This is a genomic window from Pseudoruegeria aquimaris (assembly GCF_900172235.1).
Lineage (GTDB): Bacteria > Pseudomonadota > Alphaproteobacteria > Rhodobacterales > Rhodobacteraceae > Pseudoruegeria > Pseudoruegeria aquimaris.
In genome coordinates this window covers 11,738-33,693 of sequence record NZ_FWFQ01000022.1, presented here as the reverse complement: position 1 = coordinate 33,693, position 21,956 = coordinate 11,738, and the positions used below count along the sequence as shown (strand labels likewise).

General features: G+C 66.0%; 24 protein-coding genes. 11 read left to right on the top strand and 13 right to left on the bottom strand.

Annotation, left to right across the window (positions count from 1 at the left end; genetic code table 11):
* Positions 1 to 136 precede the first annotated feature (136 nt).
* Genes ccmI through PSA7680_RS14240 form a run of 4 tightly spaced genes read right to left on the bottom strand, consistent with a single transcriptional unit; the run spans position 137 to position 4,305 of the window.
* A complete protein-coding gene (gene ccmI / locus PSA7680_RS14255; RefSeq protein ID WP_085869394.1) occupies positions 137 to 1,285 on the bottom strand; it encodes a c-type cytochrome biogenesis protein CcmI in 1,149 nt (382 codons plus the stop codon).
* Complete coding sequence (locus PSA7680_RS14250) at positions 1,282 to 1,737, bottom strand: cytochrome c-type biogenesis protein (RefSeq protein WP_085869393.1); 456 nt, start codon at positions 1,735 to 1,737, stop codon at positions 1,282 to 1,284. The genes ccmI and PSA7680_RS14250 overlap by 4 nt, the downstream gene beginning before the upstream one ends.
* Positions 1,734 to 2,306, bottom strand: a complete 573-nt coding sequence (locus tag PSA7680_RS14245) for a DsbE family thiol:disulfide interchange protein (RefSeq protein WP_085869392.1) — start codon at positions 2,304 to 2,306, stop codon at positions 1,734 to 1,736. The genes PSA7680_RS14250 and PSA7680_RS14245 overlap by 4 nt, the downstream gene beginning before the upstream one ends.
* A 4-nt stretch (positions 2,307 to 2,310) precedes the next feature.
* Positions 2,311 to 4,305: a heme lyase CcmF/NrfE family subunit gene (locus PSA7680_RS14240; protein WP_085869391.1), complete on the bottom strand. Its 1,995-nt coding sequence runs from the start codon at positions 4,303 to 4,305 to the stop codon at positions 2,311 to 2,313.
* Positions 4,306 to 4,517: 212 nt separating this feature from the next.
* Here PSA7680_RS14240 and PSA7680_RS14235 point away from each other — a divergent pair, with 212 nt between their 5' ends.
* On the top strand, positions 4,518 to 5,627 hold the full coding sequence (locus PSA7680_RS14235; RefSeq protein WP_139838670.1) for a transporter: 1,110 nt from the start codon (positions 4,518 to 4,520) through the stop codon (positions 5,625 to 5,627).
* A gap of 4 nt (positions 5,628 to 5,631) precedes the next feature.
* Here PSA7680_RS14235 and PSA7680_RS14230 read toward each other — a convergent pair whose 3' ends face one another.
* From PSA7680_RS14230 to repA, 4 genes are all read right to left on the bottom strand, one after another.
* Complete coding sequence (locus PSA7680_RS14230) at positions 5,632 to 6,297, bottom strand: hypothetical protein (protein ID WP_085869388.1); 666 nt, start codon at positions 6,295 to 6,297, stop codon at positions 5,632 to 5,634.
* Between the two features lie 126 nt (positions 6,298 to 6,423).
* Positions 6,424 to 7,554 carry a plasmid replication protein RepC gene (gene repC / locus PSA7680_RS14225; protein WP_245824663.1) on the bottom strand — a complete coding sequence of 377 codons (1,131 nt, stop codon included), beginning with the start codon at positions 7,552 to 7,554 and terminating at the stop codon, positions 6,424 to 6,426.
* Between the two features lie 165 nt (positions 7,555 to 7,719).
* The gene (gene repB, locus PSA7680_RS14220) at positions 7,720 to 8,688 is read right to left on the bottom strand and encodes a plasmid partitioning protein RepB (protein ID WP_085869423.1); all 969 of its coding nucleotides are present in this window, start codon (positions 8,686 to 8,688) and stop codon (positions 7,720 to 7,722) included.
* A complete protein-coding gene (gene repA / locus PSA7680_RS14215; protein WP_085869384.1) occupies positions 8,688 to 9,875 on the bottom strand; it encodes a plasmid partitioning protein RepA in 1,188 nt (395 codons plus the stop codon). The genes repB and repA overlap by 1 nt, the downstream gene beginning before the upstream one ends.
* Before the next feature lie 494 nt (positions 9,876 to 10,369).
* Here repA and PSA7680_RS14210 point away from each other — a divergent pair, with 494 nt between their 5' ends.
* Together PSA7680_RS14210 and PSA7680_RS14205 are read left to right on the top strand one after the other, a co-directional pair.
* Complete coding sequence (locus PSA7680_RS14210) at positions 10,370 to 11,821, top strand: Fic family protein (protein WP_245824656.1); 1,452 nt, start codon at positions 10,370 to 10,372, stop codon at positions 11,819 to 11,821.
* Between the two features lie 92 nt (positions 11,822 to 11,913).
* Positions 11,914 to 12,570: a L,D-transpeptidase gene (locus PSA7680_RS14205; protein ID WP_085869381.1), complete on the top strand. Its 657-nt coding sequence runs from the start codon at positions 11,914 to 11,916 to the stop codon at positions 12,568 to 12,570.
* A gap of 10 nt (positions 12,571 to 12,580) precedes the next feature.
* Here PSA7680_RS14205 and PSA7680_RS14200 read toward each other — a convergent pair whose 3' ends face one another.
* Positions 12,581 to 12,823, bottom strand: coding sequence for a hypothetical protein (locus PSA7680_RS14200; RefSeq protein ID WP_245824654.1), 243 nt, complete (start codon positions 12,821 to 12,823; stop codon positions 12,581 to 12,583).
* A 295-nt stretch (positions 12,824 to 13,118) separates the two neighbouring features.
* On the opposite strand from PSA7680_RS14200, the gene PSA7680_RS14195 reads away from it, so the two are divergent.
* The 8 genes from PSA7680_RS14195 (at position 13,119) to PSA7680_RS14160 (ending at position 18,656) form a co-directional block, all read left to right on the top strand.
* Positions 13,119 to 13,637, top strand: a complete 519-nt coding sequence (locus PSA7680_RS14195) for a L,D-transpeptidase (RefSeq protein WP_245824652.1) — start codon at positions 13,119 to 13,121, stop codon at positions 13,635 to 13,637.
* A 148-nt stretch (positions 13,638 to 13,785) separates the two neighbouring features.
* On the top strand, positions 13,786 to 14,142 hold the full coding sequence (locus PSA7680_RS14190; RefSeq protein ID WP_370738560.1) for a c-type cytochrome: 357 nt from the start codon (positions 13,786 to 13,788) through the stop codon (positions 14,140 to 14,142).
* Between the two features lie 3 nt (positions 14,143 to 14,145).
* The gene (locus PSA7680_RS14185; protein WP_139838668.1) at positions 14,146 to 14,487 is read left to right on the top strand and encodes a hypothetical protein; all 342 of its coding nucleotides are present in this window, start codon (positions 14,146 to 14,148) and stop codon (positions 14,485 to 14,487) included.
* A 53-nt stretch (positions 14,488 to 14,540) separates the two neighbouring features.
* Entirely contained in the window at positions 14,541 to 15,128 is a 588-nt protein-coding gene (locus tag PSA7680_RS14180) for a c-type cytochrome (protein WP_139838667.1), read from the top strand.
* 9 nt (positions 15,129 to 15,137) lie between these two features.
* Positions 15,138 to 16,037: a c-type cytochrome gene (locus PSA7680_RS14175; protein WP_085869376.1), complete on the top strand. Its 900-nt coding sequence runs from the start codon at positions 15,138 to 15,140 to the stop codon at positions 16,035 to 16,037.
* Between the two features lie 33 nt (positions 16,038 to 16,070).
* The gene (locus tag PSA7680_RS14170; protein ID WP_085869375.1) at positions 16,071 to 17,444 is read left to right on the top strand and encodes a multicopper oxidase family protein; all 1,374 of its coding nucleotides are present in this window, start codon (positions 16,071 to 16,073) and stop codon (positions 17,442 to 17,444) included.
* Positions 17,445 to 17,542: 98 nt separating this feature from the next.
* Positions 17,543 to 17,926, top strand: a complete 384-nt coding sequence (locus PSA7680_RS14165) for a c-type cytochrome (protein ID WP_245824661.1) — start codon at positions 17,543 to 17,545, stop codon at positions 17,924 to 17,926.
* Positions 17,927 to 17,963: 37 nt separating this feature from the next.
* A complete protein-coding gene (locus PSA7680_RS14160; RefSeq protein WP_085869420.1) occupies positions 17,964 to 18,656 on the top strand; it encodes a DsbA family protein in 693 nt (230 codons plus the stop codon).
* Between the two features lie 50 nt (positions 18,657 to 18,706).
* On the opposite strand, the gene PSA7680_RS14155 is transcribed toward PSA7680_RS14160, so the two are convergent.
* The 4 genes from PSA7680_RS14155 to PSA7680_RS14140 all read right to left on the bottom strand — a co-directional run bounded on the left by PSA7680_RS14155 (position 18,707) and on the right by PSA7680_RS14140 (position 21,914).
* Entirely contained in the window at positions 18,707 to 19,327 is a 621-nt protein-coding gene (locus tag PSA7680_RS14155) for a class I SAM-dependent methyltransferase (protein WP_085869374.1), read from the bottom strand.
* Positions 19,328 to 19,501: 174 nt separating this feature from the next.
* Positions 19,502 to 19,699, bottom strand: coding sequence for a heavy-metal-associated domain-containing protein (locus PSA7680_RS14150; protein ID WP_085869373.1), 198 nt, complete (start codon positions 19,697 to 19,699; stop codon positions 19,502 to 19,504).
* A 95-nt stretch (positions 19,700 to 19,794) separates the two neighbouring features.
* On the bottom strand, positions 19,795 to 21,192 hold the full coding sequence (locus PSA7680_RS14145) for an ATP-binding protein (RefSeq protein WP_085869372.1): 1,398 nt from the start codon (positions 21,190 to 21,192) through the stop codon (positions 19,795 to 19,797).
* The gene (locus PSA7680_RS14140) at positions 21,189 to 21,914 is read right to left on the bottom strand and encodes a response regulator (RefSeq protein WP_085869370.1); all 726 of its coding nucleotides are present in this window, start codon (positions 21,912 to 21,914) and stop codon (positions 21,189 to 21,191) included. Before PSA7680_RS14140 ends, PSA7680_RS14145 begins: the two co-directional genes overlap by 4 nt.
* Positions 21,915 to 21,956 lie beyond the last annotated feature (42 nt).

The window sequence follows — 21,956 nt, the reverse complement described above, 5'->3', positions numbered from 1 at the left end:
ATCGTATCACATCGGGCATCGGACCGAGTGCTTGGCGGCGCAGGCCTTCGAACGCGACGCGGCGAAACTGTCCTGCTGCGCGGGATAGGCGTGCGCCCCGGCCCGGATACTCTGCCGGGCCGGAACGCGTGGCAGTTCAGCCACCCAGTTCCGACAGGGCCCGGTCGATCGTCGCCTTGCGCGGGTCGGTCTGCGGCAGGGTCTCGGCAAGCTTCTGCGCCCGGCCATAGGCATCACGCGCGTTCTCGGTCTCGCCCAGCACGGAATAGGCGTTGCCGAGCCGCATCCAGCCGTCCAGATCGCCGGGAGTCTCCTGCATCCGGGTCGCCAGACGCTCGACCATCGAGCGGATGAAGGCCTGACGGTCCTCGTCCGACATCTCCTCGGCGGCAGCCACCTGATCGGCGGTCGGACCGGGCATCGCCGGGGCGAACTCGGCCAGATCGACGCGCGGGCGCCCCGCCGCCGCCGCGATCCGGTTCAGCTGCGCGGCAAAGCTTTCCATCCAGGGGCGGAACTCGTCTTCGGCCTCGATCCGCGCCTTCAGCAGGTCATAGGCCGCATCCGGCGCCCCCGCCTGTTCCATCGCCAACGCCTGATAGAACGTGGCCGCCGGGTTCGCCGGATCCAGTTCCAGCGCCCGGTCGAACACGCGGCCCGCCTTGGGCGTCACGATGCCATCCTCGGCATAGACCAGCGCCTCGCCATATTGCGACACCAGCGCCGAAGTCACGTCGGGCCTCTCCTGCAGGCGGGCAAAGGCCTCGGCGGCATCCTCGTAGCGTCCCATGCGCATGTAGGTCTGCCCCAGCAGCGCCCAGCCCTCGGTCGCGCCGCCGTCCGGTTCGGACAACAGCCGCATTTTCAGACGCTCCGCCAGATCGGCGATCTCGCGGGCCTCGGCCTGCTCCGCGGCGCGCTCGGCAAAGGGCTGGCTGGGAATGTTGGGGCTGCCAAGCTGCCAATACAGCCCGGCCGCAAACGCCGGCACCGCAAACGCGACCGCCAGCACCAGCGCCCGCCCCGAGCGCCGCGCAGCGGGGTCCGCCTCGGCCTGCCGTTCGATCGCCTGCAGACGGCGCTCGATCTCGGCCTTCGCCGCCCTGCCCTCTTCCGCCGTGATGACCCCGCGCTCCTGGTCGCGCTCGACCTCGCGGATCTGGTCGGCAAAGATCGCCGAGGCGCTGTCACGCCGGGACAGAACCGCGCGGCCCCCGCCCGTTGCGGTAAACGCAATCACCAGGAAAGTGGCCGCCGCCATGAGGGAAAACACGATCCAGATCATGAGTTCGGCTCCTTCACCGGGGTTTCAGGGCTCTGACGCGCCGCGTTGCGATAGCGACGGGCGTTCTGCGCCAGCACCAGCGCGATGGCGATGCCCCCGATCGCGAGAATCACGAAGGGCGCGGCCCACAGGATGTATGTCGAGGGTTTGAAAGGTGGCTTGAACAGCACATAGTCGCCGTAGCGCGCCACGAGGAAATCCAGAACCTCCTGGTCCGTGTCCCCGGCCACCAGCCGTTCGCGCACCAGGTTCCGCAGATCCCGCGCGACCCCGGCGTTCGAGCTGTCGATGTCCTGGTTCTGGCACACCACGCAGCGCACCTGCTTCGAGATCGCGCGGGCACGTTCCTCGAGAACCGGATCATCCAGCATCTCGTCGGGCTCGACCGCGAAAGCGGGTTGCGACAACAGCGCCGCCAGCGTCAGGGCGGCTATCAGCACTCTGCGGATCATGACGTCTCTCCTGCCCCGTTCTGCCGCGCCTGTTCCAGCGCGGTGCGCAGTTTCCCGATCGCCTCGTCGCCCAGCACCGGCCCGACGAAGCGGAACACGACGGTGCCGGCGCCGTCGATCACGAAGGTCTCCGGCACGCCGGAAATCCCCCATTCGATCCCGGCCCGGCCGTCGAGGTCCGAACCGATACGCTCATAGGGGTTGCCCAGATCGGCCAGCCAGTTCCGCGCGTCCTGCGGCTTGTCCTTGTAGTTGATGCCCATCAGGCGGATGCCGTCCTCGCGCACCATCCGCGTCAGCACCGCGTGCTCGGCGCGACAGGGCACGCACCACGAGGCGAACACGTTGACCACGATCGGCGCGGACCCGTCGTTTTCCGCAAGATCGGCGCTGGACAGGCCCGGGGTGTCCAGCCCCTCGACCGGGGGCAGGTCGAAGGCGGGCACCGGCTGCGAGATCAGGACGGACGGAATCTCGTTCGGATCGCGGTCGGGGTTCAGCCCCCACAGCAGGAACCCGCCGAGGATCACGGCGATCACGATCGGCAAAAAGGCAAGTATGCGTTTCATCGGCCTACTCCGCGACAACCGGGGCCGGCGCCGGCCGGGTCCGTTTTCGTGGCGCGCCCACACGCAGGCGGCGGTCGCTCAGCGACAGGACCCCGCCCAGGGCCAGCAGCCCCGACCCGATCCAGATCCAGACCACCAGCGGTTCATAGAGAATCCGCAGGGTCCACCTGCCCTGCTCATCCTCTGAAGCCGGCTCCTGGATCGAGGCATACAGGTCTCCGGCCAGCGTGGTGCGGATGGCCGACTCGGTCGTGCTGCTGCCGGCCACCGGATAGGCCCGGCGCTCGGGCCGCAGCGTGGTGACGTAGGACCCGTTGCGGGTGACGGTCAAAGTGCCCATGCGCGACAGGTAGTTCGGCCCGCGCAGGTCCTCGACCCCTTCGAACCGCACGTCGAACCCGGCGATTTCCAGTTCGGTTCCCGGCTCGGCGAACACCACCACCTCGGATTTCCAGGCGCTGGACCCGACGAAACCGATCATGCAGACCGCCAGCCCCGCATGGGCCACGACCATGCCGTAATGCGCGCGCGGCAGGTTGCGGGCCCGGCGCATCGACTCGGCCAGCGGCACCTCGCCCAGCCGGATCCGCCCGGCCCATTCGGTCAGTACCGCGCCCAGCAGCCACGCCGCCAGCCCGATCGATAGAACCGCCAAGGCCGGACCTCCGGTATCCAGATACCACACCGCAAGCGCTGCCAGCAGGCTGAGCCCGGCCACCCATTTCAACCGGTCCAGCACCCCGCGCAGGTCCGCCCGCTTCCAAGACAAGAGCGGCCCGATCCCCATCACCAGAACCAGCACCAGCATGATCGGCACGAAACTGACGTTGTAATAGGGCGGCCCGACCGAGATCTTCTCGCCCGTCACCGCCTCGAGCAGCAGCGGGTAGAGCGTGCCGAACAGCACCGTCGCCGTTGCGGTGGCCAGCAGCAGGTTGTTGATCAGCAACCCCGCCTCGCGGCTGATCGGGGCGAACAGGCCGCCGCCCTCCATCTGGGGCGCGCGGACGGCAAACAGCGTCAGCGAACCGCCAATGGCGATGGCGAGCAGCGCAAGGATGTAAATGCCGCGTTCAGGATCAACCGAGAAGGCATGAACCGAGGTCAGAAGCCCCGAGCGCACCACGAACGTGCCCAGCAACGACAGCGAGAAGGTCAGCACGGCCAGAAGGATCGTCCAGCTTTTGAAACTGTCGCGTTTCTCGGTCACGATGGCAGAGTGGAACAGCGCGGTGCCCGCCAGCCACGGCATGAACGAAACATTCTCGACCGGGTCCCAGAACCACCAGCCGCCCCAGCCCAGCTCGTAATAGGCCCACCAGCTGCCCAGCACGATGCCCAGCGTCAGGAACACCCAGGCCGCCAGCGTCCAGGGCCGCACCCAGCGGGCCCAGGCGGGATCGACCCGCCCCTCGATCAGCGCCGCCACGGCAAAGGAAAACACGATCGAGAAGCCGACATAGCCCAGATAGAGAAACGGCGGATGCATGGCGAGGCCGACATCCTGCAGCAGCGGGTTCAGATCCTGCCCATCCAGCGGTGCGGGGAACACCCGGTCGAACGGGTTCGAGGTGAACAGCATGAACGACAGGAACCCCGCGCTGATCCAGGCCTGCACCGCCAGGGTGCGCGCCTTGAGCTTCAGCGGGATGTTCTGGGCCAGCAGCGACACGCCCAGCCCGAAGATCACGAGGATCAGCACCCACAGCAACAGCGACCCTTCGTGGCTGCCCCATGTGGCCGCCACCTTGAACAGCATCGGTTTCAGCGAATGAGAGTTGCTGGCCACGTTCACCACCGTGAAGTCGCTGACCACGAAAGACCACATCAGGGCGCCGAAGGCGATGGCAACCAGCACGGTCAGCAGGACCGAGGTTGCCGTCGCCGATCGCATCCAGATGACATTGTTGCGCGCCGTTCCCATCAACGGCAAAACGCTCTGCACCAGCGCCACCGCCAGTGCCAGAGCCAGGGCGAACTGCCCGATTTCCGGTATCATTCCAAACCCTCCGGGTTTCCGGTTTTCCCGCCTTGTCCGACAATCCAGCGCTGGAGGGTCAAGGGCATTATTGCCGCACCCCACCCAGATGCGAGTGCGTCGAGCGACGGGTTTTCAAACCGGTGGCCTTGACCTTCCAGCGTAGGAACACCCCATTTTTCGAACACGTCGCTTGTCACGCAGCGCGAAATGGACAACCGAGTGAGGATAGGATGGTGAGAAACAAAACAGCAAAAATTCACCGCTGGAAATTCGTTCAGGCCGCTTTGATGGCCGGTGGTCTGGGTCTGGCGTCGCCCGCCCTGGCCCACACGGTGACGCAGTCAACAGACAGCATGGCAATGGACCCGCAAGCCCCTGCTGGAATGGCCGGAATGGGCAACATGTCGGCAATGATGCGCCCTGACGCGGCACCGCCCACGGGCGTCGTCGGCGGCATGCACCCGCCCGAGGGCGTGTTGATGCCGGTATTCTCGTTTATGAACATGGAGATGGACGGAAACCGCTCGGGAACGCAGTCGCTGTCCACGTCGGACGTACTGTCGCAATATATGGTCGCGCCGCTCAGCATGAACATGAACATGGCGATGGTCGGCCTGATGTATGGCGTGACCGATGACATCTCGGTCATGGCGATGCTGCCTTATACCAACAAGTCGATGAAACATCAGACCCGCATGGGGCAAACATTCAAGACAAGGGCGCAGGGGTTCGGTGATCTGAAGATCATCGGCGGGTATGATGTCTACAAATCCGACGGGCAGGTTCTGGAACTGTCTCTTGGCCTCAGCCTGCCGACCGGCTCGATAGACGAGACCGACACCACGCCGGCCGGGCCGGACCAGCTGCTGCCCTACCCCATGCAACTGGGGTCAGGCACCTATGATCTGCTGCCGGGCGTCACCTACACGGGCCAGAACGCGGATTGGTCGTGGGGCGGCCAACTGGGCGCAGTCGTCAGGATGGGCGAAAATGATGCGGGTTACACCCTGGGCAATGTTTATTCGGCGACAGTGTGGGGCGCTCGGCGCTGGAATGACCAGTTCAGCTCCTCGTTGCGACTGGTCGGTGACATCGTCGAGAACATCGACGGTGCAGATGCGCGCCTGAACCCTGCCATGGTGCCCACCGCCGATCCGTCTCTGCGCGGCGGAGAGTTCCTGAGTGTCGGGATCGGCGTGAATTACCTCGTGCCCGGATCAGGCCCCTTGGCAGGCACACGTTTGGGCATCGAGGGCGTCATCCCGGTGTATCAGGATCTGGACGGGCCGCAGCTCGAGCGTGACTACGCGGTCTCGTTCGCGATCCGCAAGGCGTTCTGACCTGTCAGACCGACGCTGACTGAAGTAGGACGATCACTGCCGCCGCTGCGGTCAGAACCACCACCGACAACGCAACCATCAGCAGGGCCAGGATGATTGGCCCTGCGCGCCCCGGCATACGGCGCATCAGTTTCGCGGCGAAGCCCGTGCCATGGGCACTCTGGCTTTGCATGACCGAGACATAGAGCGGCAAGGCGCCGACCAGAGTGGCATAGAGGTAGACGCCCGAGATATTCTCGAACAGCGCCGAACGCACCAGCGTCGGCCCGACCACCGTCAACGCTTGCCAATGGTCGCCCCCGAAAGAGCCGAACCAGTCGGCGGACAGGAAATAGATCACCGCGTGCAGCACGATGAACAGGACGACCCGCGCGGGCAGGTCGATCAGGACCAAGCGCATCGGCACCGGCCCGTCGGTTCGCCTGGCGTTGCCGGCGGCATAGAGAAAGAAGCTCAGGTAATTGACGGCGAACACCACGGGAAGACCGTTGGTGATCACCTGCCGCAGGAAGCGGCTGAGCGCCGGCCCGCTGTTCAGCAGATGCGCGCCGAACCCGGGTGTGCGTAGAATGAAAAGCAACAGCAGCGGAAACAGGCCGAGGCAACTGACGACCAGCGTGTTCCTGGCAAACCGCCAGAAAGGCATGTCGATGGCGAAATAACGTTCCATTGCCTTCACCTTGCCAGCAGTTCCCCCATCAAGTCGATGCTCATGGCGGGTTTAACTGGAAATCTGGTCATTTACCCCAAATTGTCAGGCGTCATGTTTTGCAAGCCATTGGTTTTTATTATCTTTTCAAATTGTCAGCTGACAATCCCGCGAATCCGCCCGGTTGATCAGCGCCTTGAGCATGGGTTCGCAGGAAAACCGCCCTGCCCGCGCCTTCTGCGCCAGCCTTCTGAGGTAGGCGCCGGGGCTGCGGATGTCGCCAAGCCGTTCGAGGATGCACAAAACCGAGGTCGCCGCCGCCTTTGCCCCCATGCTGAGGCGCGCGTCGTGGAATACCGGTGCATCGATACCGATCATGGGCGAGAGTTTCTCGGCAATGGCGACCAGTTCCTGCCAATCCCTCACCCTGCCGGGATAGTATTGACGGAACTCGGTGCAGGCCGTCAGGATTTGCCCCAGGTCTTCGGCACTCACCCTGCTTCGCGGGATGTCAGCCGTCGCTTCCCCGGCCCTTTCAGAGTCAATATCTTTCTCGGGTGAATCCTGTATGTGCCGCTCATTCTGGCTGCCGGTGGCGCTCATTTCGACCTGAGGCAAGGCGTTGTCAGCCGGGTTTTCCACAGGTTCAAGCCGGGCCACGGCCTCGTCCAGCCGGGCGGCGATCTCGGCCAGATCGTTTTCACCGACCTTGCGGCGCAGGATCAGCCGGGCGGTTTCCAGCAGACCGGCACAGGCCCCCTGCCCCGCTTCGATCAGAATCTGCCGCGCGGCGGCGATCCGGTCGCGCAGCACGCGCATCCGCTCGGCCCGCTGATGCGCGGCATGGGCCACGGCAAAGATCTGATCCGCATGGCCATTGAGCGGCGACAGGTCAAAGCCGAACGCCACCTGCACCCCCTGCCCGACCCGGCGCGCGTAACGCTTGCGGTTGGCGCTGTCCTGCCGGTTGACAAGACCCAGTTCGACCAGCCGCGCCAGGTGTCGGCGCAGCGTGCTTTCGGGCATGCCGTTCAGCCGTTCGGACAGGGTGCGGTTGGACGGATAGACCACCGCCCGTCCTGCCCCGGCCGGGATCGCGCGGTCGGGCAGAAAGGTCAGCAGCGCCCTGAGAACACCCAGCGTGCGGTGCGAAAGGTCGAAATCCGGGGCGGCGGCGGTCAGGGCCGACAGCAGCTCCCACTTGTCCACGGAGGCCGGGACGAACGACTCCGGCCGCCCAAACTCGGTCTGGGACGCATGTTTCATGGCTTTTTTCACGAAAGACAACAAAATCCCCGCCCTGTGCGTGGCACAGAGTTGACAGGACCGATTCGGAGGGGCTATTCCAAAGATGCTAAGTTTGAAAAGGGCCTTCCGGGATGCATGTCCTGGGGGGCTTTTTTATCTCCTGCTCGTGCCTCCTGTTTCTTGTTTCACCTGTCGTCAGTCTTCCGACCGTTCGTTTTTCCAGCGGTCGTGAAGTTCGGCCAGCAGCGCCTCGGCATGGGTTTCGAACCAGCGGTCGAAGCCTTCGGCGTTGCGGGCGGGAATGTTGAGCGTCACGCCCCGGGCGGTCTGGCGGATGTCGGCCAGCGCCTTGCCGTCGCCGTTGCGCAGGGTGCGCGGCTTGGCCGGCCGGGGCTTGTTGCCGGGCTCGGGCCGGGCGGTGACATGCTTCAGCACCGCCTCGAACCGGGCGTTTGACTCCAGCGTCAGAAAGTCGGGGCGGTTCATGAAGGTGTTGGCGCGGCTCAGCGCGGCCTTGTCCTTCAGCGCCTCGGCCAGGGCCAGCCAGCGGTCGCGGCCGATGTCCGGGGCCGAGCCGATCTGGCGCAGGAAGGGCAGGGGGAAGGCCTTGCCCACTTTCAGAAGGCGCGACAGCATCGGCATGTCGATCGACAGCGCCGCGGCGATTGTCGGCCGGTCATAGCCGGCCTCGTCCAGCTGGGCGGCGAAACTGGCCTTTTCGATGAAGGACAGATCCTGCCGCGAGGTGTTTTCCTGCCCCTGCGCCATGACCAGCGCGTGATCGTCCAGCTGGCGCACCATCGCCTTGACCGGCAGGCCCAGTTCCTTCAGCGCCATCAGGCGGCGGCGCCCATAGACGATCTCGAACCGGCCGGGTTTCTCGGGATGCGGGCGCAGCAGCACCGGAACCTGCTGGCCGTAGCTGCGCAGGCTGTCCACAAGTTGCCGTTGCGCGTCGCTGTCCAGCCCCAGCCGGTCTTCGAACCCGGCATCGTCGATCAGGGCGCAGTCGATCTCCTGCACCGCGTTTTCCTGCAGCTTCGACAGCGAGGATTGCAACGCGCCGACGGCCCCGCGCGGCATCATCCGTGGTTTCGCGCCGGGCGTCCTGGCCTCGGCCTCGGGTTTGGTGATTTCGGTCGTCAGAATGCCTTTGCGTGCCATCAGCGCCCCCATGCCTGTTGCAGCAGCGACTCGATCTCGTCATTGACGAGATTCAGTGAATCCACCGCGCGGTCATAGGTGTTGCGGTGGAATTGCGAGCGTTCGACCTCGTAAATGGTCTGTTGCGTCAGACCGGCATCCGAGATCGCGGTCGATTTCAGCATCGGCGCCACCATGACCTCGTTCCCGAACAGCTGGCGCAGAAAGGCCACCACCTGCTGTTGCGGCCCGTCGCTGGGTTCGTAGCGGTTGATGAGAAAGCGCAGAAAGTCGAACTCCATCGAAGCGCCGGCATTGGCCACCACGTCGAGCAGCTCGGCGCTCATCTGCAGGAACTGCGACATCGAGGCGACGTCGAGCATGTTCGGAACCACCGTGATCATCACGCCGGTCGAGGCGCACAGCGCCGACATGGTCAGATAGCCCAGCTGCGGCGGGCAATCGAAGATGATCACGTCGTAATCGGCCTCGACCTCCTGCAGCGCCATCGCCATGCGGGCGAAAAAGGCGGGCTGGACGTTGTGGATCAGGGCCTGCGGGGTTTCGTGTTCGAATTCCTGCAGGATCAGGCCGCCGGGGGCCAGGTCGATGCCGGTGAAAAAGGTTGTCCGGATGATCTGCGAGAGGGGCAGGGGGTCTTCGTAGCGGATCGCGTCATAGATCGTGCCCGATTCCAGGAAATCATATTCGGGCCGATAGCCGAACAGCGTGGTCAGCGAGGCCTGCGGGTCGATATCGACCGCCAGCACGCGATAGCCCTTGAGCGCCAGCCGCTGCGCGGTGTGAATGGCGCTGGTGGTCTTGCCCGAGCCGCCCTTGAAGTTGAGAAAGGACAGGACCTGCACCTTGTCGCCGGGACGGCGGCCTTTCAGATAGGCGCCGGGCGACTTGGCGGTGGATTCCAGTTCCTTGCGGATGGCCAGAAGATCCTCGGCCGAATAGTGGCGCCGGCCGCCGGGCGTGGTATGCACGTCGGGAATGCGGTTGTCGAAATGCAGCTTGCGCAGGAAGCTGGTGGAAATGCCCAGCAGTTCGGCGGCTTCTCCGGCGCTGAAACGGCGCAATTCCTTGCGGGCGTCCGGCGCAAACACCTTGAGCATGTGGCTTTGCAGCGCCGCGCTCAGGTTTTCGGCGTTCTCGCGGATACGCTCGTTGATGTGGATCGAATTTGCCACTGCCGCCCTCATTCAGTAACGCTGTTTTTCGCCAACGCTGTTTTTACCGTTTTTTTAAGCAAGGCGAGGGGGGCTTGGCAACAAATTCTTGAAAAACCGGAGAGTCTTTCTTGTTGTCCACATCTTGTATCATGTAGGGACAGCATCACAATATTTTGCTTAAAGCATTGAAAAATAAGAAAAATTTTTGCCCTCTCGAGAGCAAGGATGCCGGCTGCGGCTGGTTGAGCCGTCCGGCCGGGTTTTGCCAGCCCTGGCCGATTTCGAATCGCCCGGGGCGGTTGCGGGGCGACTCGCGGCGGGCAAAGTGCTGATGGCACCCGAGATTTTCGGGATCCGCAGATTTGACTTGCAGTGATGCAGCAGATTAGACTTGCATCAATACAGCGGAATTTACTTGTAAAACCACAACACGAAAAACGTGAGGTTCTCCGATCGCTACCCCGCAGGAAAAACTGGCAGCATCGCTCGAGGCGCTGCAAAAGCTGCAATCGGGTGGCCGCAGGGTGTTCCGGTCGGGCGAACTCGGCCGCACCCATCGCGAGCGGCTGCGCGACAACGGCTTTCTGACCGAGGTCATCAAGGGGTGGTGGATGTCCACCAGCCCGCAGACGGAACCGGGTGACACGACGCCGTGGTATTCCTCGTTCTGGGCCTTCTGCGCCGAATATTGCGAGGCGCGGTTCGGGGCGGAGTGGCATTTGTCCCCGGAACAGTCCCTGATGCTGCAGGCCGAGGCGACGCAAGTTCCCGCGCAGGTGGTCGTCTGCTCGCCCAGGGCCAGCAACAACCGGACCGAGCTTTTGTTCGGCACCTCGATCTATGACCTGAAGCAGAAGGAGATGCCACCGCCCGCCGATCTGGCGCTGCGCGAGGGGCTGCGCCTCTACACCGTCGAGGCGGCATTGATAAGGGTGCCCGAGGCGTTCTTTCAGCGCCATCCGGTCGAGGTGCAGGTGGCGCTGGCCTCGCTGGAGCCGTCCTCGCCGCTGCTGTCGCGGCTGCTCGAAGGCGGGCACACGGTCGTCGCGGGCCGGATCGCGGGCGCTTTGCGGCGCATCGGCCGGCCCGATCAGGCCGACCGGATCGTCAGGACGATGACGGCGGCCGGGTATGACGTGCGCGAGAGCGACCCGTTCTCGGAAGACGCCAACGTGGTGTCCGCCGCCAGACCGCGGGCCCCGATCGCCGGGCGGCTCGAGGCCTTGTGGCAGGCGCACAGGCAGGTGGTTCTGGCGCAAATGCCGCCACCGCCCGGCCTGCCGGCCGACAAGGCGGCCTATCTGCGCGACGTTCGGGACAGCTATGAACAGGACGCCTATCACTCGCTGTCGATCGAGGGCTACAGCGTCACGCCCGAGCTGGTCGAGCGGGTCCGGCACGGGCACTGGGATCCGGAAACCCGTGACCGGGACCGCCGCGACCGGGACGCCCTTGCGGCGCGCGGGTATTTCCAGGCTTTCGAGCGGGTCCGCCAGGATATCGGTGCGATTCTCGACGGCGCGCATCCGGGGCAGCGCGTGCGTGAGAGGGCAGGGGAGTGGTATCTGCAACTCTTCGCCCCCTCGGTGGCGGCGGGCATGCTGAAGCCGCAGGATCTGGCGGGCTACCGCGATCAGCCGGTCTATATCCGCGCCTCGCGTCACGTTCCGCCCCGGGCCGAGGTGGTGCCGGACGCGATGGAGGCGCTGTTCGGCCTGCTCGAACAGGAAGAGGAACCCGCCGTTCGCGCGGTTCTGGGACACTGGATGCTGGGCTATGTGCATCCCTTTCCGGACGGCAACGGCCGCATGGCCCGGTTCCTGATGAATGTGATGCTGGCCTCGGGCGGCTATCGCTGGACGGTGATCCGGGTGCAGGACCGGGCCGGCTACATGGCCGCGCTGGAAACTGCCAGTGTGGCGGGGGACATCGCCCCCTTTGCCGGTTTCATCGCCGCACGCCTCGGCGGGCGGTAGAAGGGCGCGTCGCGCCCCACAACGAAGATGTGAGTGGACTTGCCGCGCCCGGTTTGGAATTGTCGGAGTCCAAGGTGACAGGAGGGCCAGCCATGCTGACCAGACGACATTTCATTGCAAGCTCGCTTGCGCTGTTCTCGCCGCCGATCGGTGGGGCGGCGATGGCATCGACCGCGTCGCAATGGGCGGCGTGGGATGCGCAGGTGACGCCTGCGAACTATGACCCGGCCACCTCGAACCCGTGGGGGCTGCATCCGCGTTTTCTGCCCCAGCGCGTCGAAACCAACCGGTCATTGGTGCCGGGGGACATCCATGTGGATGCGGTGGCGCGCTATCTTTATTTCATCGAGGACGGCTGGACGGCGATGCGCTATGGCGTGGCGATCGCACGGGGCAACCTGTACGAAGCCGGCGTTTACACCATCAAGCGCAAGGCGAAATGGCCGCGCTGGACGCCCACGGCGGACATGATCCGGCGCGACCCGGAGGAGTATGCCCAATTCGCCGATGGAGTGCCGGGCGGACCGACCAACCCGCTGGGGTCGCGGGCCTTCTACCTGTACGAGGGCAACCGCGACACCTATCTGCGCATCCATGGCACGCCTTACCCACGCTCGATCGGCGGCCGCGCCAGTTCCGGCTGCGTGCGGATGGTGATGGCGCATATCATCGGGCTGTATGAAAGGGTTTCGACCGGGGCCACGGCGCATCTCTACCCGGCCGAGCGTTACGTGACCGCGACGGGGTGAGGCGCGGGCCTCACTGAACGCGCGTGCAGATCGGACGGCCGTCGGTGGTGCGCAGGGGCAGATAGGTGATTTCGACCGGACCGACGTGTCGATACCAGTAGCAGCCGTCTTCGGGCATGAGGCGCACCATGCTCAGGTCTTGCGAGGGGGCGGCCATGGCGATGACGCTGTCGGGCAGGGTTGCCGGGGTTCCCGGTTCATCATCGCCCGCAATCGGATCGGTGGTCGCGCAGCCCGCGACGACTGCGAGCATGGGCAGGGTCCGGAAAAATCGTGTGGCTGTCATCTGGTGCAATTCCATTTCCTTACGGCTTCGTGTCCATGGTCACATTGGCATTCAGCGGGGCCACTTGCAATTCGGTTGGGGCCGCTGGGCGGAAAGTCACACCCTTGTGAGCCGAAAAGCTGTTGACCTTCCAGCGCGGGAAGCGGGTATCTGGGGAATTCGAACCGGTAGTGGCCATCAAAGACCCCGGGAGGCAGGCATGGGACAAGGCAGAACGGGACGGAAGCCTTCACGTCGCGCGGTGATCGCCGGGACGGCGGCAATGGCGTTGTTTCCGGCGCCCGCCGTCTGGGCGCAATCCGATGCGGTGGCGGGCGCGCGCCGCAACATCTCGGCGTTCCGCGCCGCGCGGTGGCAGGACCATTTCGATTCTCTGGAAAACGGCGTCATCCTGTCGGACACGCAGTCCAAGGTGCTGCAATACTGGTCCGAGGATGAACGCGTCTACCGGATGTATCCCACCAGTGTCCCTCTCTCGGAAGAACTGACGAAGCTGGGCTATACCAGGATCATCCGCAAGGTCGAAGGGCCGTCCTGGCGGCCGACGCCTTCGATGAAGAAGCGCAACCCGGAATGGCCCGACTATGTCGGGCCGGGGCCCGAAAACCCGCTGGGCACCCACGCGCTGTATCTCAGCTGGCAGTATTACCGCATCCACGGAACCAACGACACGCGCAAGATCGGGCGGAAATCATCGAACGGCTGCATCGGGCTCTACAACGAGCAGATTGCCGAGTTGTTTGCGCTGGCCAGGGTCGGCACGCAGGTCAAGCTGATCTGACTTTCTGCGCGTTCCGTGATATGAACCAACCTTCTAAAACAGACTGAACGACTGGAATGGACAAGCTGACACTTCTGATCGGCGGCGTGCTCGTGGCGGGCGGCGTCGCTTTCGTCTACAACCTCAACCAGCAGCCCGCGGGCATTCGATGGCGGTGCCGGACACCTCTTCGCTGTCGCCGGGGGATCCGATCGCCGAGGTGCGCGTTCCGGCCGAGTTCAGCCCGCTGGCGGCCACGGGCAAGGCGGCCTTCGACGCCAAATGCGCCGCCTGTCACGGCGCCAATGCGACGGGGCTGGAAGGCTCGGCGCCGCCGCTGGTGCACAAGATCTACGAGCCGAGCCACCATTCCGACGAGGCGTTTTTCCTGGCGGTGCAGAACGGCGTGCGGGCGCATCACTGGCGCTTCGGCAACATGCCGCCGGTCGACGGCTTGACCCGTGGGGATGTCAAGGGCATCGTGGCATATGTCAGGGAATTGCAGCGCGAGAACGGGATCAACTGAACCGTGACAGGTTTTTGGGGCAGGGCAGTCGGGTATTGGATGCTGGCGGTGGGGCTGTTCCTTGCCGGGCTTCTGATCGCGCCCGAGCCGGCCCATGCCCATGGCGGCGACGGGGTGGTGCACGCGCCGCAGCAGCTTGATGCGCCCGATCCCGATCACGCCGACAAGGGCCATCCCGGCCATTGCCACGGCGGCGTCTTTTGCAACGCGGTCGCGATGTTCACGGTGGCCCCGGCCGCGCCCGAGCCGTTCGCGACCATCGAAACGCAAGCCATCCCAAGGGGGCGGGGCCGGGCGCTGGCCGTCACCAGTTTCGATCCACCACCGCCGCGCGTCCTGTCCTGACTCAAGACCTGCCCCCTTTGGGGCGCATTGAAGCAGACATACAGGACAAGACGATGAACATTCTGAAACTGACGACGGGCGCCGTGGCGGCGTCTGTGATTGCCGCGGCGGCCTTTGCCCATGGCGGCGCGACGGGTATCGTGAAGGAACGCATGGACGGCATGTCGGCCATGAAGGACAGCATGAAGGTGCTGACGCCGATGATGCAGGGCAAGGTGCCCTATGACGCGGCCACCGTGCGGCGCGAGGCCGAGAAGATCGGCCGCCACGCGGGCGAGTCGCTGACGAAACTGTTCCCCGAAGGCACGGCGGGCAAGCCCTCCGAGGCCAAGCCCGAGATCTGGCAGGACTGGGACACGTTCTCGGATCTGGCCGAACAGCTGCACACCTATGCCGAGGGCTTGGCGCTGGCCGCCGACAACGGGCTGATGATGGCCGGGTCGGGGCAGGGCGCCGGCATGATGGGCGGCGGCTCGATGATGGGGTCCGGCATGATGACGGGCGGCGGCGCCATGATGGGCTCGGGCATGATGGGCGGTGTGCCCGGCCGCGAGGAACTGTCCGAGATGCCCGCCGACGGGGTGTTCATGATGCTCAGCCAGGCCTGCTCGGCCTGCCACACCCGGTTCCGGTCGGAATAGGAGGCGGGCATGAGACGTATGTTCCGACTGGGCCTCGGCGCCGCCGTCACGGTGGCGGCGGGGATGGCGGCGGTGATCGCCTGGCCGATCGGTGAGCCGCTGGATTCGCTGGATCTGAAGGGCGACGTGAACCGGGGCGCCTACCTGGCGCGGGCCAGCGGCTGCATTGCCTGCCACACCGATGCCGCCGGCGGCGGCGCGGCTCTGGCTGGTGGGGTGAAGCTGGAGACGCCATTCGGGGCGCTCTATTCCCCGAACCTGACCACCGATCCCGAGCATGGCATCGGCGGCTGGACGCTGGAGGAGTTCGCCCGCGCCGTCCGGCAGGGCGTGTCGCCGGATGGCCAGCCTTATTACCCGGCCTTCACCTATCCGTTCTACGCCAACTTCTCGGACCAGGACATCGCCGACCTCTGGGCCGCGTTCCAGACGGTGCCGCCAGTGGCCGAGCCGTCAAAGCCGCATGAGATGGCCTTTCCCTTCAACCAGCGCTGGGGGCTGAAACTGTGGCGCGCGGCCTTCCTGGAACCGCCGCGCACCGCGCCGGTCGCGGGCAATGGCGATCTGTGGAACCGGGGCCGGGAGCTGGTCGAGGGCGCGGCCCATTGCGCGGCCTGCCACACGGCGCGCAACCTTGCCGGCGCGCGCAAGTCGGATACCGCGCACTTCAAGGGCAACGACGCGCTGCCCGGCGGCGGCAAGGCCCCGGCGATCGACCACGAGACCCTGCGGGAAAGGGGCTGGACGGTGGACAGCCTGGCCTATGCGCTGCGCACCGGCATCACCCCCGACGGCGACGCCTTTGGCGGCTCGATGGGCGAGGTGGTGGCATTCGGCACCGGCTTCCTGACCGAGGAGGACCGCCGGGCGATAGCCACCTACCTGATGGACGACCATAATGGCGGATAAGCCGGAGGTGCCCGCATATGAAAGGAAGCGGCGATGAAACTGGTTCGCAGGCAATTCATGGCGGGCGCCGCGGCGCTGACCGTCTGGCCGAAAACCGGAGGGGCGGCAACCGCCCCCCGGATCATCGAAGCCCGGGCCGGTACGGCCCGGGTGGTTCCGGGAGATTACCCGGAAACGGAAATCTGGGGTTATGACGGGGGCGTGCCCGGCCCGCTGATCCGGGCGCGGCAGGGCGAGACCGTATCCCGCAAGCTGGTGAACGCCTTGCCGCAGCCGACGGCGATCCACTGGCATGGGCTGCGCGTGCCCAATGGCATGGACGGGGTGCCCGGCCTGACGCAGGAAGCGGTGCCGACCGGCGGCGCGTTCCTTTACGAATTGCCGCTGAAGGATGCCGGCACCTACTGGTATCACTCGCACAACCAGTCCACCGAGCAGGTGGCGCGGGGCCTCTATGGCGTCGTCGTCGTCGACGAGGCCGAGCCGCCCGAGGTGGATCACGACATCACGGTTCTGCTGGACGACTGGCGGCTAAGCCAGCAGGCGCAGATCACCGAGGACTTCGGCGCCATGCACGACTGGACCCATGCCGGCCGCATGGGCAACTACGTTCACGCGCGGCTGTTGCCGTCGCCGCCGGGGCTGCTGCGCCACCAGCGCCTGCGGCTGCGCCTGCTCAATGTCGCGACCGACCGGATCATGGCGGTGTCGCTGAACGGGCTCGAGGGCCGGCTGGTGGCGCGCGACGGCATGCCGGTCGAGCAGCCGCAGCCCTTCGACATGCTGGTGTTCGGCCCGGCCGAGCGCGCCGACCTGATCGTCGATGTCACCGCCGGGCCGGGCGAGGCGGCGCAGATCCTGCTGCACCAGCGCGACGGGGCCTTTGTCCTGGCCGAGCTGCCGGTGACGGGGCAGGGGGCCTCGGTGCCGCGCGGGGAGATACAGGCGCTGCCGCCCAACCCGGTTCCCGCCATCGGCGACTTCGCGCAGGCGCGGGCGGTGCCCCTGAGGATGGAGGGCGGCGCCATGGGTGGCCTGCGCCAGGGCACCTATCTGGGCCGGCTTCTGAGCGCGCGCGAACTGGTGGAGGAGGGCCAGATCTGGACCTTCAACGGCGTGGCCGGCCTGCCGGAGGAACCGCTGGCCAGCCTGTCGCGTGGCGAGGTGCTGCGCATCCCGATGCGCAATGACACGGCGTTCCCGCACGCGATGCACCTGCACGGCACCCATTTCCGCGAGGTCCTGCCTGGTGGCGGGCTCGGGCCCCTGCGCGACACGATCCTGGTGAATGCCGACGAGACGCGCGAGATCGCCTTCGTGGCGGACAATCCCGGCGACTGGCTGCTGCATTGCCACATGCTGTCGCATCAGGCGGCGGGGATGAAGACATGGATCAGGGTGACGTGATGGCGGGCCTGCCGATGAAATGGGTGGCCGTGGCAGGGATCGCGGTACTGGCCGTGGCCGGCGCCACGCTGGTGCTGTCGGGCAACGGCGATACCCCTATGCCGGAGGCGGCGGATACGGCGCGCGGCGCGGTGCTTTATGCCGAGAACTGCGCCTCGTGCCACGGGGCCGAGCTTGAAGGCCAGCCCGACTGGCGCAGCCCCGGCCCGGACGGCGTGCTGCCCGCGCCGCCGCATGACCGCACCGGCCACACCTGGCATCACGGCGACGGGATGCTGTTCGACTACACCAAACTGGGCGGCGCCGAGACGCTGAAACGCATGGGCGTGACCGGGGTGAAAAGCGGCATGCCCGGGTTCGGCGACAGCCTGACCGATGCGGAAATCCGGGATATCCTTGCCTTCATCAAGTCCACCTGGCCCGAGCGCGAACGGGAGCTTCAGCGGCAACGCACCCTGGCCGAGCAAATGAAAGGAAACTGACGTGAAACCTATTCTTGCCTGCCTTCTGGCGGCGGTGATGTCGCTGGGCGCGGTGGCGGCCAGTGCCGAGGATCTCTCGGAGGACGATGTGAAGCGGCTGGCGCTCGAGGCCATCCTGGAGAACCCCGAGATCGTCATGCAGGCGGTCGAGATCCTGCGCCAGCGCGACCAGCAGGCCAAGGCCGATGCGGTCAGGAACGTGCTGGACCAGCAGCGCGACCTGCTGGAGCGCGACCCGAACGCGCCGGTCATCGGCAACCCGGACGGCGATGTGACGGTGGTCGAGTTCTTCGACTACAACTGCCCGTATTGCAAACGTGCGGCGCCGATCGTCAAGGGAGTCATCGCAGGCGATGGCAACGTGCGCGTCGTCTACCGAGAGTGGCCGATTCTGGGTGAAGGTTCGGTCTTTGCCGCCCGCGCGGCGCTGGCCGCGCGCAACCAGGGCAAATACGAGGAGTTCCACTGGGCCTTGATGGACCTCAAAGGCCGCGCCAACGAGGCCAGCGTCATGCGGGTGGCGCGCGAGCTGGGCATGGACGAGGCGCAGCTGCGCGCCGACATGCAGGCGCCCGAGGTCGAGACCCATATCCAGATCTCGATGAGCTTGGCCGAGCAGCTGGGATTCAGCGGCACACCGTCCTTCGTGATCGGCGACGCGCTGGCCCCGGGCCTGATCCCCGAGGACGAACTGAAGCGCCTGATCGGCGTGGCTCGCGAGGCGAAGTGAGGCGATGGGGCCGGTTCACCAAACGGTTATGATCCGTTTCCGGCGCGGTTTCAACGGAACCGGCAGAACAGGCTGAACTGGAAGGGCTGGCCCTTGCCCCACGGGGTCTGGTGCAGATGGTGGCGGTGCGTCACGAGATCGAACCTGTCTTGAAGAAGCGCGGCAAGGTCGCCCGGGCTGTATCGGGCGACCGGCAGGCCGCTGCAGGTCTCGGGCCCGTCCGGGGCAAAGGTGGCAATGATCGCATGGCCTCCGATGGCCACCCCTTGCGCGAGCCGCTCCAGATAGGCCGCGCGCTCGGTCGCATCGACAAGAAAGTGGAACACGGCCCGGTCGTGCCACAGGTCGTATTGGCGATCGGGGGTCCATTGGGTGATGTCCGCGGCGATCCATGTCACCGAGTCGCCGGCCGGCCCCAACCGGTCGCGGGCCGCATCCAGCGCGACCTGCGACAGATCGAGGACCGTCACGTCGCGCAGCCCCTTCTCCAGCAGGGCGCCCGCAAGGCGCGAAGTTCCGCCGCCGATGTCGATGACCGATGACTCCGCGGTCACGCCGGCCAGCCCGATCAGGTCAAGCGAGACCGCCGGGTCATCCTGATGCCAGCTCAGCTGGGCCTCGGACTTCTCGCCATAGACGATGTCCCAGTGTGTTTTTCTGTCGGCTGTCATGCCGGCGCTCTCCCCAATTCAGTTTGGCGAGAGTGATATGCGCTCACATTCCAAATGTGAAATGCTTATTGACGGCCCTCATGCAATGATGGGGACCGTCTGTCGCGAGATCACCACCACAGCCGTCGGGGCCTCTGGGGCGGTCACTCCACGATGTCGGAGCGCCCCCGCCCGTCAGGCGGTGGTGGCCTCGTAGCCCTCGGCCTTGAGCGCGGCGAGGATGGTGTCGAGCGGGGCGCTGCTTTCGACGCTGACGGTGCGCGTGTCCATGTCGAATTCCAGCCGCGCCGCGGCATCGACGCCGCCAACGGCCTTTTCGATCGCGGCCTTGCAATGGCCGCAGCTCATGTCGGGAACGTTCAGAATCGTCATCGGGGTGATCTCCTCGGGTCTTCGGCGCTGGCTAAAGTATTCCAGCACTGGAAGGTCAAGCGGGAATCTATCGCGCCGCGTGCGGTTGGCAGGCGTCAGGCGTCTGCCAGCGTGGCCGGGATGGTGATCGTGGCGCACAGCCCGCCTTCGCTGGCGTTTTCCAACACGATGTCGCCGCCATGCGACTGGATGACGGTGCGGGCGATCGACAGGCCCAGCCCGGTGCCGCCGGTCTCGCGCGAGCGCGAGGTTTCCAGCCGCACGAAGGGGTCGAACACCGCGTCCAGCATGTCCTCGGGGATGCCGGGGCCGTGGTCGCGGACCCGGATCTCCGCATCCGCCCCGGCGCGGGTGACCGTCACCTCGGCCCGCGCGCCATAGCGGCAGGCGTTCTCGATCACGTTGCGCAGGGCGCGCTTCAACAGCATCGGTCGGACGGTCACAAGGCGGTTGTCCTCGACCGTCACGGCGATGCTGTTGCCGGCGCGAGAGAGTTCGTCGGCGATCTCGGCCGTGAAATCCCCCAAAGGAACCTCGACCGAGGGTTCCCGCGTGGCCACGCCCTTGGCGAAGGACAGGGTCGAGTCGACCATCTCCTGCATCTCCTCGATGGTCTCGATCAGGTGTTCGCGGGTCTCGTCATCCTCGACCAGTTCGGCGCGCACCCGCAATCCGGTCAGCGGCGAGCGCAGGTCGTGCCCCAGCGCCCCCAACAGGCGGGTGCGGTCGGCCACATAGCGGGTCAGGCGGTCGCGCATGCGGTTGAAGGCCTCGGTCAGGTCTCGCACCTCGGTCGGGCCGGTGGCGGCAAGTTCTTCGACCTCTTCGCCGCGGCCGAACCGGTCGGCGGCGCGCGACAGGCGGCGCAGCGGACGGGTCAGACCCGTCAGCAGGAACCAGACGACCGTCACCAGGATCAGCGCGGCGGTCAGGCCGAAACTGACAAAGGACAGCCAGGGCCATTGCAGCGGCGGATTGTGGAACCGCGTATCGACGTTCAGCCACTGGCCACCCGCCAGCGCGATCGACAGCTGCATTTCCACGGCCGAGATCTGGTCGCGCATCATCGCCCTGTACATCTCGGCCATCGTCCGGGGGATGCCCTCGAGTGGCAGCATGTCGGGCGAGAACTCGTGCAGCTCGACCCGGATCTGGCGATCCTCGCGGTCGGGCAGCATGCCGCGGATCGTGCCCTCGACCACGCCGCCGGCATGGTGGCCGGTGTGATCGACCCGCGGCGCGTCCGTCAGGCTGAACTGCACCAGCGGCGAACTGGCCGCGCGCAGAATCGAGTCGTGCAGCTCGGGCGGGGCCTCTTCGATCAGCCGCGCGATATTGGCGGCGCGCCCGGCGGTTTCCAGCCCCAGCGCCATGTGCACGGCCATCGCGCGCTCGTCCACGAACAGCCACAGGCTGACCAGCTGCGCCGCGGCCAGGGCCGCCATGATCAGCAGGATCAGCTGGCCGCGCAGGCTTGTGACAAAGGCCGTCATCCGGCCAGCTCGCGCACGTCGGCCGACAGGCAATAGCCGCCGCCCCGGACGGTGGTGATGAGTTTGGGCCTGGATGGGTCGGCTTCGATCTTGCGGCGCAGGCGGCTGACCTGGTTGTCGATGGTGCGGTCGAACAGGTGCGGGCTGCGCCCGGCGGTGAGGTCCAGCAGCTCGTCGCGCGAAAGCACCACGCGGGGCCGCTGCAGAAAGGCAGTCAATAGCCGGAAATCGGCGGTCGTCAGGGTCTCGACCGCGCCATCGGCCGAGGTCAGCCGGCGGTTGTCGGCATCCAGCACCCAGTCTCCGAAAGCGACCCGTTTTCCGGCCAGTTCGCCCGGCGTCGCTTCGGTGGTGTCGGTGCGGCGCAGGATGGCCTTGATCCGCGCCAGAAGCTCGCGCGGGTTGAACGGCTTGGGCAGGTAGTCGTCGGCGCCGATCTCCAGCCCGACGATGCGGTCGGTCTCCTCGCCCAGGGCGGTCAGCATCAGGATCGGCGGCCCGCCCGCAGCGGACAGGCGACGGCAGACCGACAACCCGTCCTCGCCCGGCATCATGATGTCCAGGACGATCAGGTCGAAGCGCCCGGCAGCCAGCTTGGCATCCATCTCGACGGCGTCGCGGGCGGCGGTTGCGCGCAGGCCGTTCTTTTCCAGATAGCGGCTCACCGCGTCGCGGATCTCGCGGTGGTCATCGACGACAAGGATGTGCGGAATCTCGGTCATGGTGCGATCATAAGACTGCCCGTCGGGCAATTCCCGGCTTTT

Bases quoted from the DNA above. Each gene is read 5' to 3' on its own strand.
- ccmI (WP_085869394.1), bottom strand. From the start codon at position 1,285: ATGATCTGGATCGTGTTTTCCCTCATGGCGGCGGCCACTTTCCTGGTG.
- PSA7680_RS14250 (WP_085869393.1), bottom strand. From the start codon at position 1,737: ATGATCCGCAGAGTGCTGATAGCCGCCCTGACGCTGGCGGCGCTGTTG.
- PSA7680_RS14245 (WP_085869392.1), bottom strand. From the start codon at position 2,306: ATGAAACGCATACTTGCCTTTTTGCCGATCGTGATCGCCGTGATCCTC.
- PSA7680_RS14240 (WP_085869391.1), bottom strand. From the start codon at position 4,305: ATGATACCGGAAATCGGGCAGTTCGCCCTGGCTCTGGCACTGGCGGTG.
- PSA7680_RS14235 (WP_139838670.1), top strand. From the start codon at position 4,518: ATGGTGAGAAACAAAACAGCAAAAATTCACCGCTGGAAATTCGTTCAG.
- PSA7680_RS14230 (WP_085869388.1), bottom strand. From the start codon at position 6,297: ATGGAACGTTATTTCGCCATCGACATGCCTTTCTGGCGGTTTGCCAGG.
- repB (WP_085869423.1), bottom strand. From the start codon at position 8,688: ATGGCACGCAAAGGCATTCTGACGACCGAAATCACCAAACCCGAGGCC.
- repA (WP_085869384.1), bottom strand. From the start codon at position 9,875: ATGAGGGCGGCAGTGGCAAATTCGATCCACATCAACGAGCGTATCCGC.
- PSA7680_RS14205 (WP_085869381.1), top strand. From the start codon at position 11,914: ATGCTGACCAGACGACATTTCATTGCAAGCTCGCTTGCGCTGTTCTCG.
- PSA7680_RS14200 (WP_245824654.1), bottom strand. From the start codon at position 12,823: ATGCTCGCAGTCGTCGCGGGCTGCGCGACCACCGATCCGATTGCGGGC.
- PSA7680_RS14195 (WP_245824652.1), top strand. From the start codon at position 13,119: ATGGCGTTGTTTCCGGCGCCCGCCGTCTGGGCGCAATCCGATGCGGTG.
- PSA7680_RS14190 (WP_370738560.1), top strand. From the start codon at position 13,786: ATGGCGGTGCCGGACACCTCTTCGCTGTCGCCGGGGGATCCGATCGCC.
- PSA7680_RS14180 (WP_139838667.1), top strand. From the start codon at position 14,541: ATGAACATTCTGAAACTGACGACGGGCGCCGTGGCGGCGTCTGTGATT.
- PSA7680_RS14175 (WP_085869376.1), top strand. From the start codon at position 15,138: ATGAGACGTATGTTCCGACTGGGCCTCGGCGCCGCCGTCACGGTGGCG.
- PSA7680_RS14170 (WP_085869375.1), top strand. From the start codon at position 16,071: ATGAAACTGGTTCGCAGGCAATTCATGGCGGGCGCCGCGGCGCTGACC.
- PSA7680_RS14165 (WP_245824661.1), top strand. From the start codon at position 17,543: ATGCCGGAGGCGGCGGATACGGCGCGCGGCGCGGTGCTTTATGCCGAG.
- PSA7680_RS14160 (WP_085869420.1), top strand. From the start codon at position 17,964: ATGTCGCTGGGCGCGGTGGCGGCCAGTGCCGAGGATCTCTCGGAGGAC.
- PSA7680_RS14155 (WP_085869374.1), bottom strand. From the start codon at position 19,327: ATGACAGCCGACAGAAAAACACACTGGGACATCGTCTATGGCGAGAAG.
- PSA7680_RS14150 (WP_085869373.1), bottom strand. From the start codon at position 19,699: ATGACGATTCTGAACGTTCCCGACATGAGCTGCGGCCATTGCAAGGCC.
- PSA7680_RS14145 (WP_085869372.1), bottom strand. From the start codon at position 21,192: ATGACGGCCTTTGTCACAAGCCTGCGCGGCCAGCTGATCCTGCTGATC.
- PSA7680_RS14140 (WP_085869370.1), bottom strand. From the start codon at position 21,914: ATGACCGAGATTCCGCACATCCTTGTCGTCGATGACCACCGCGAGATC.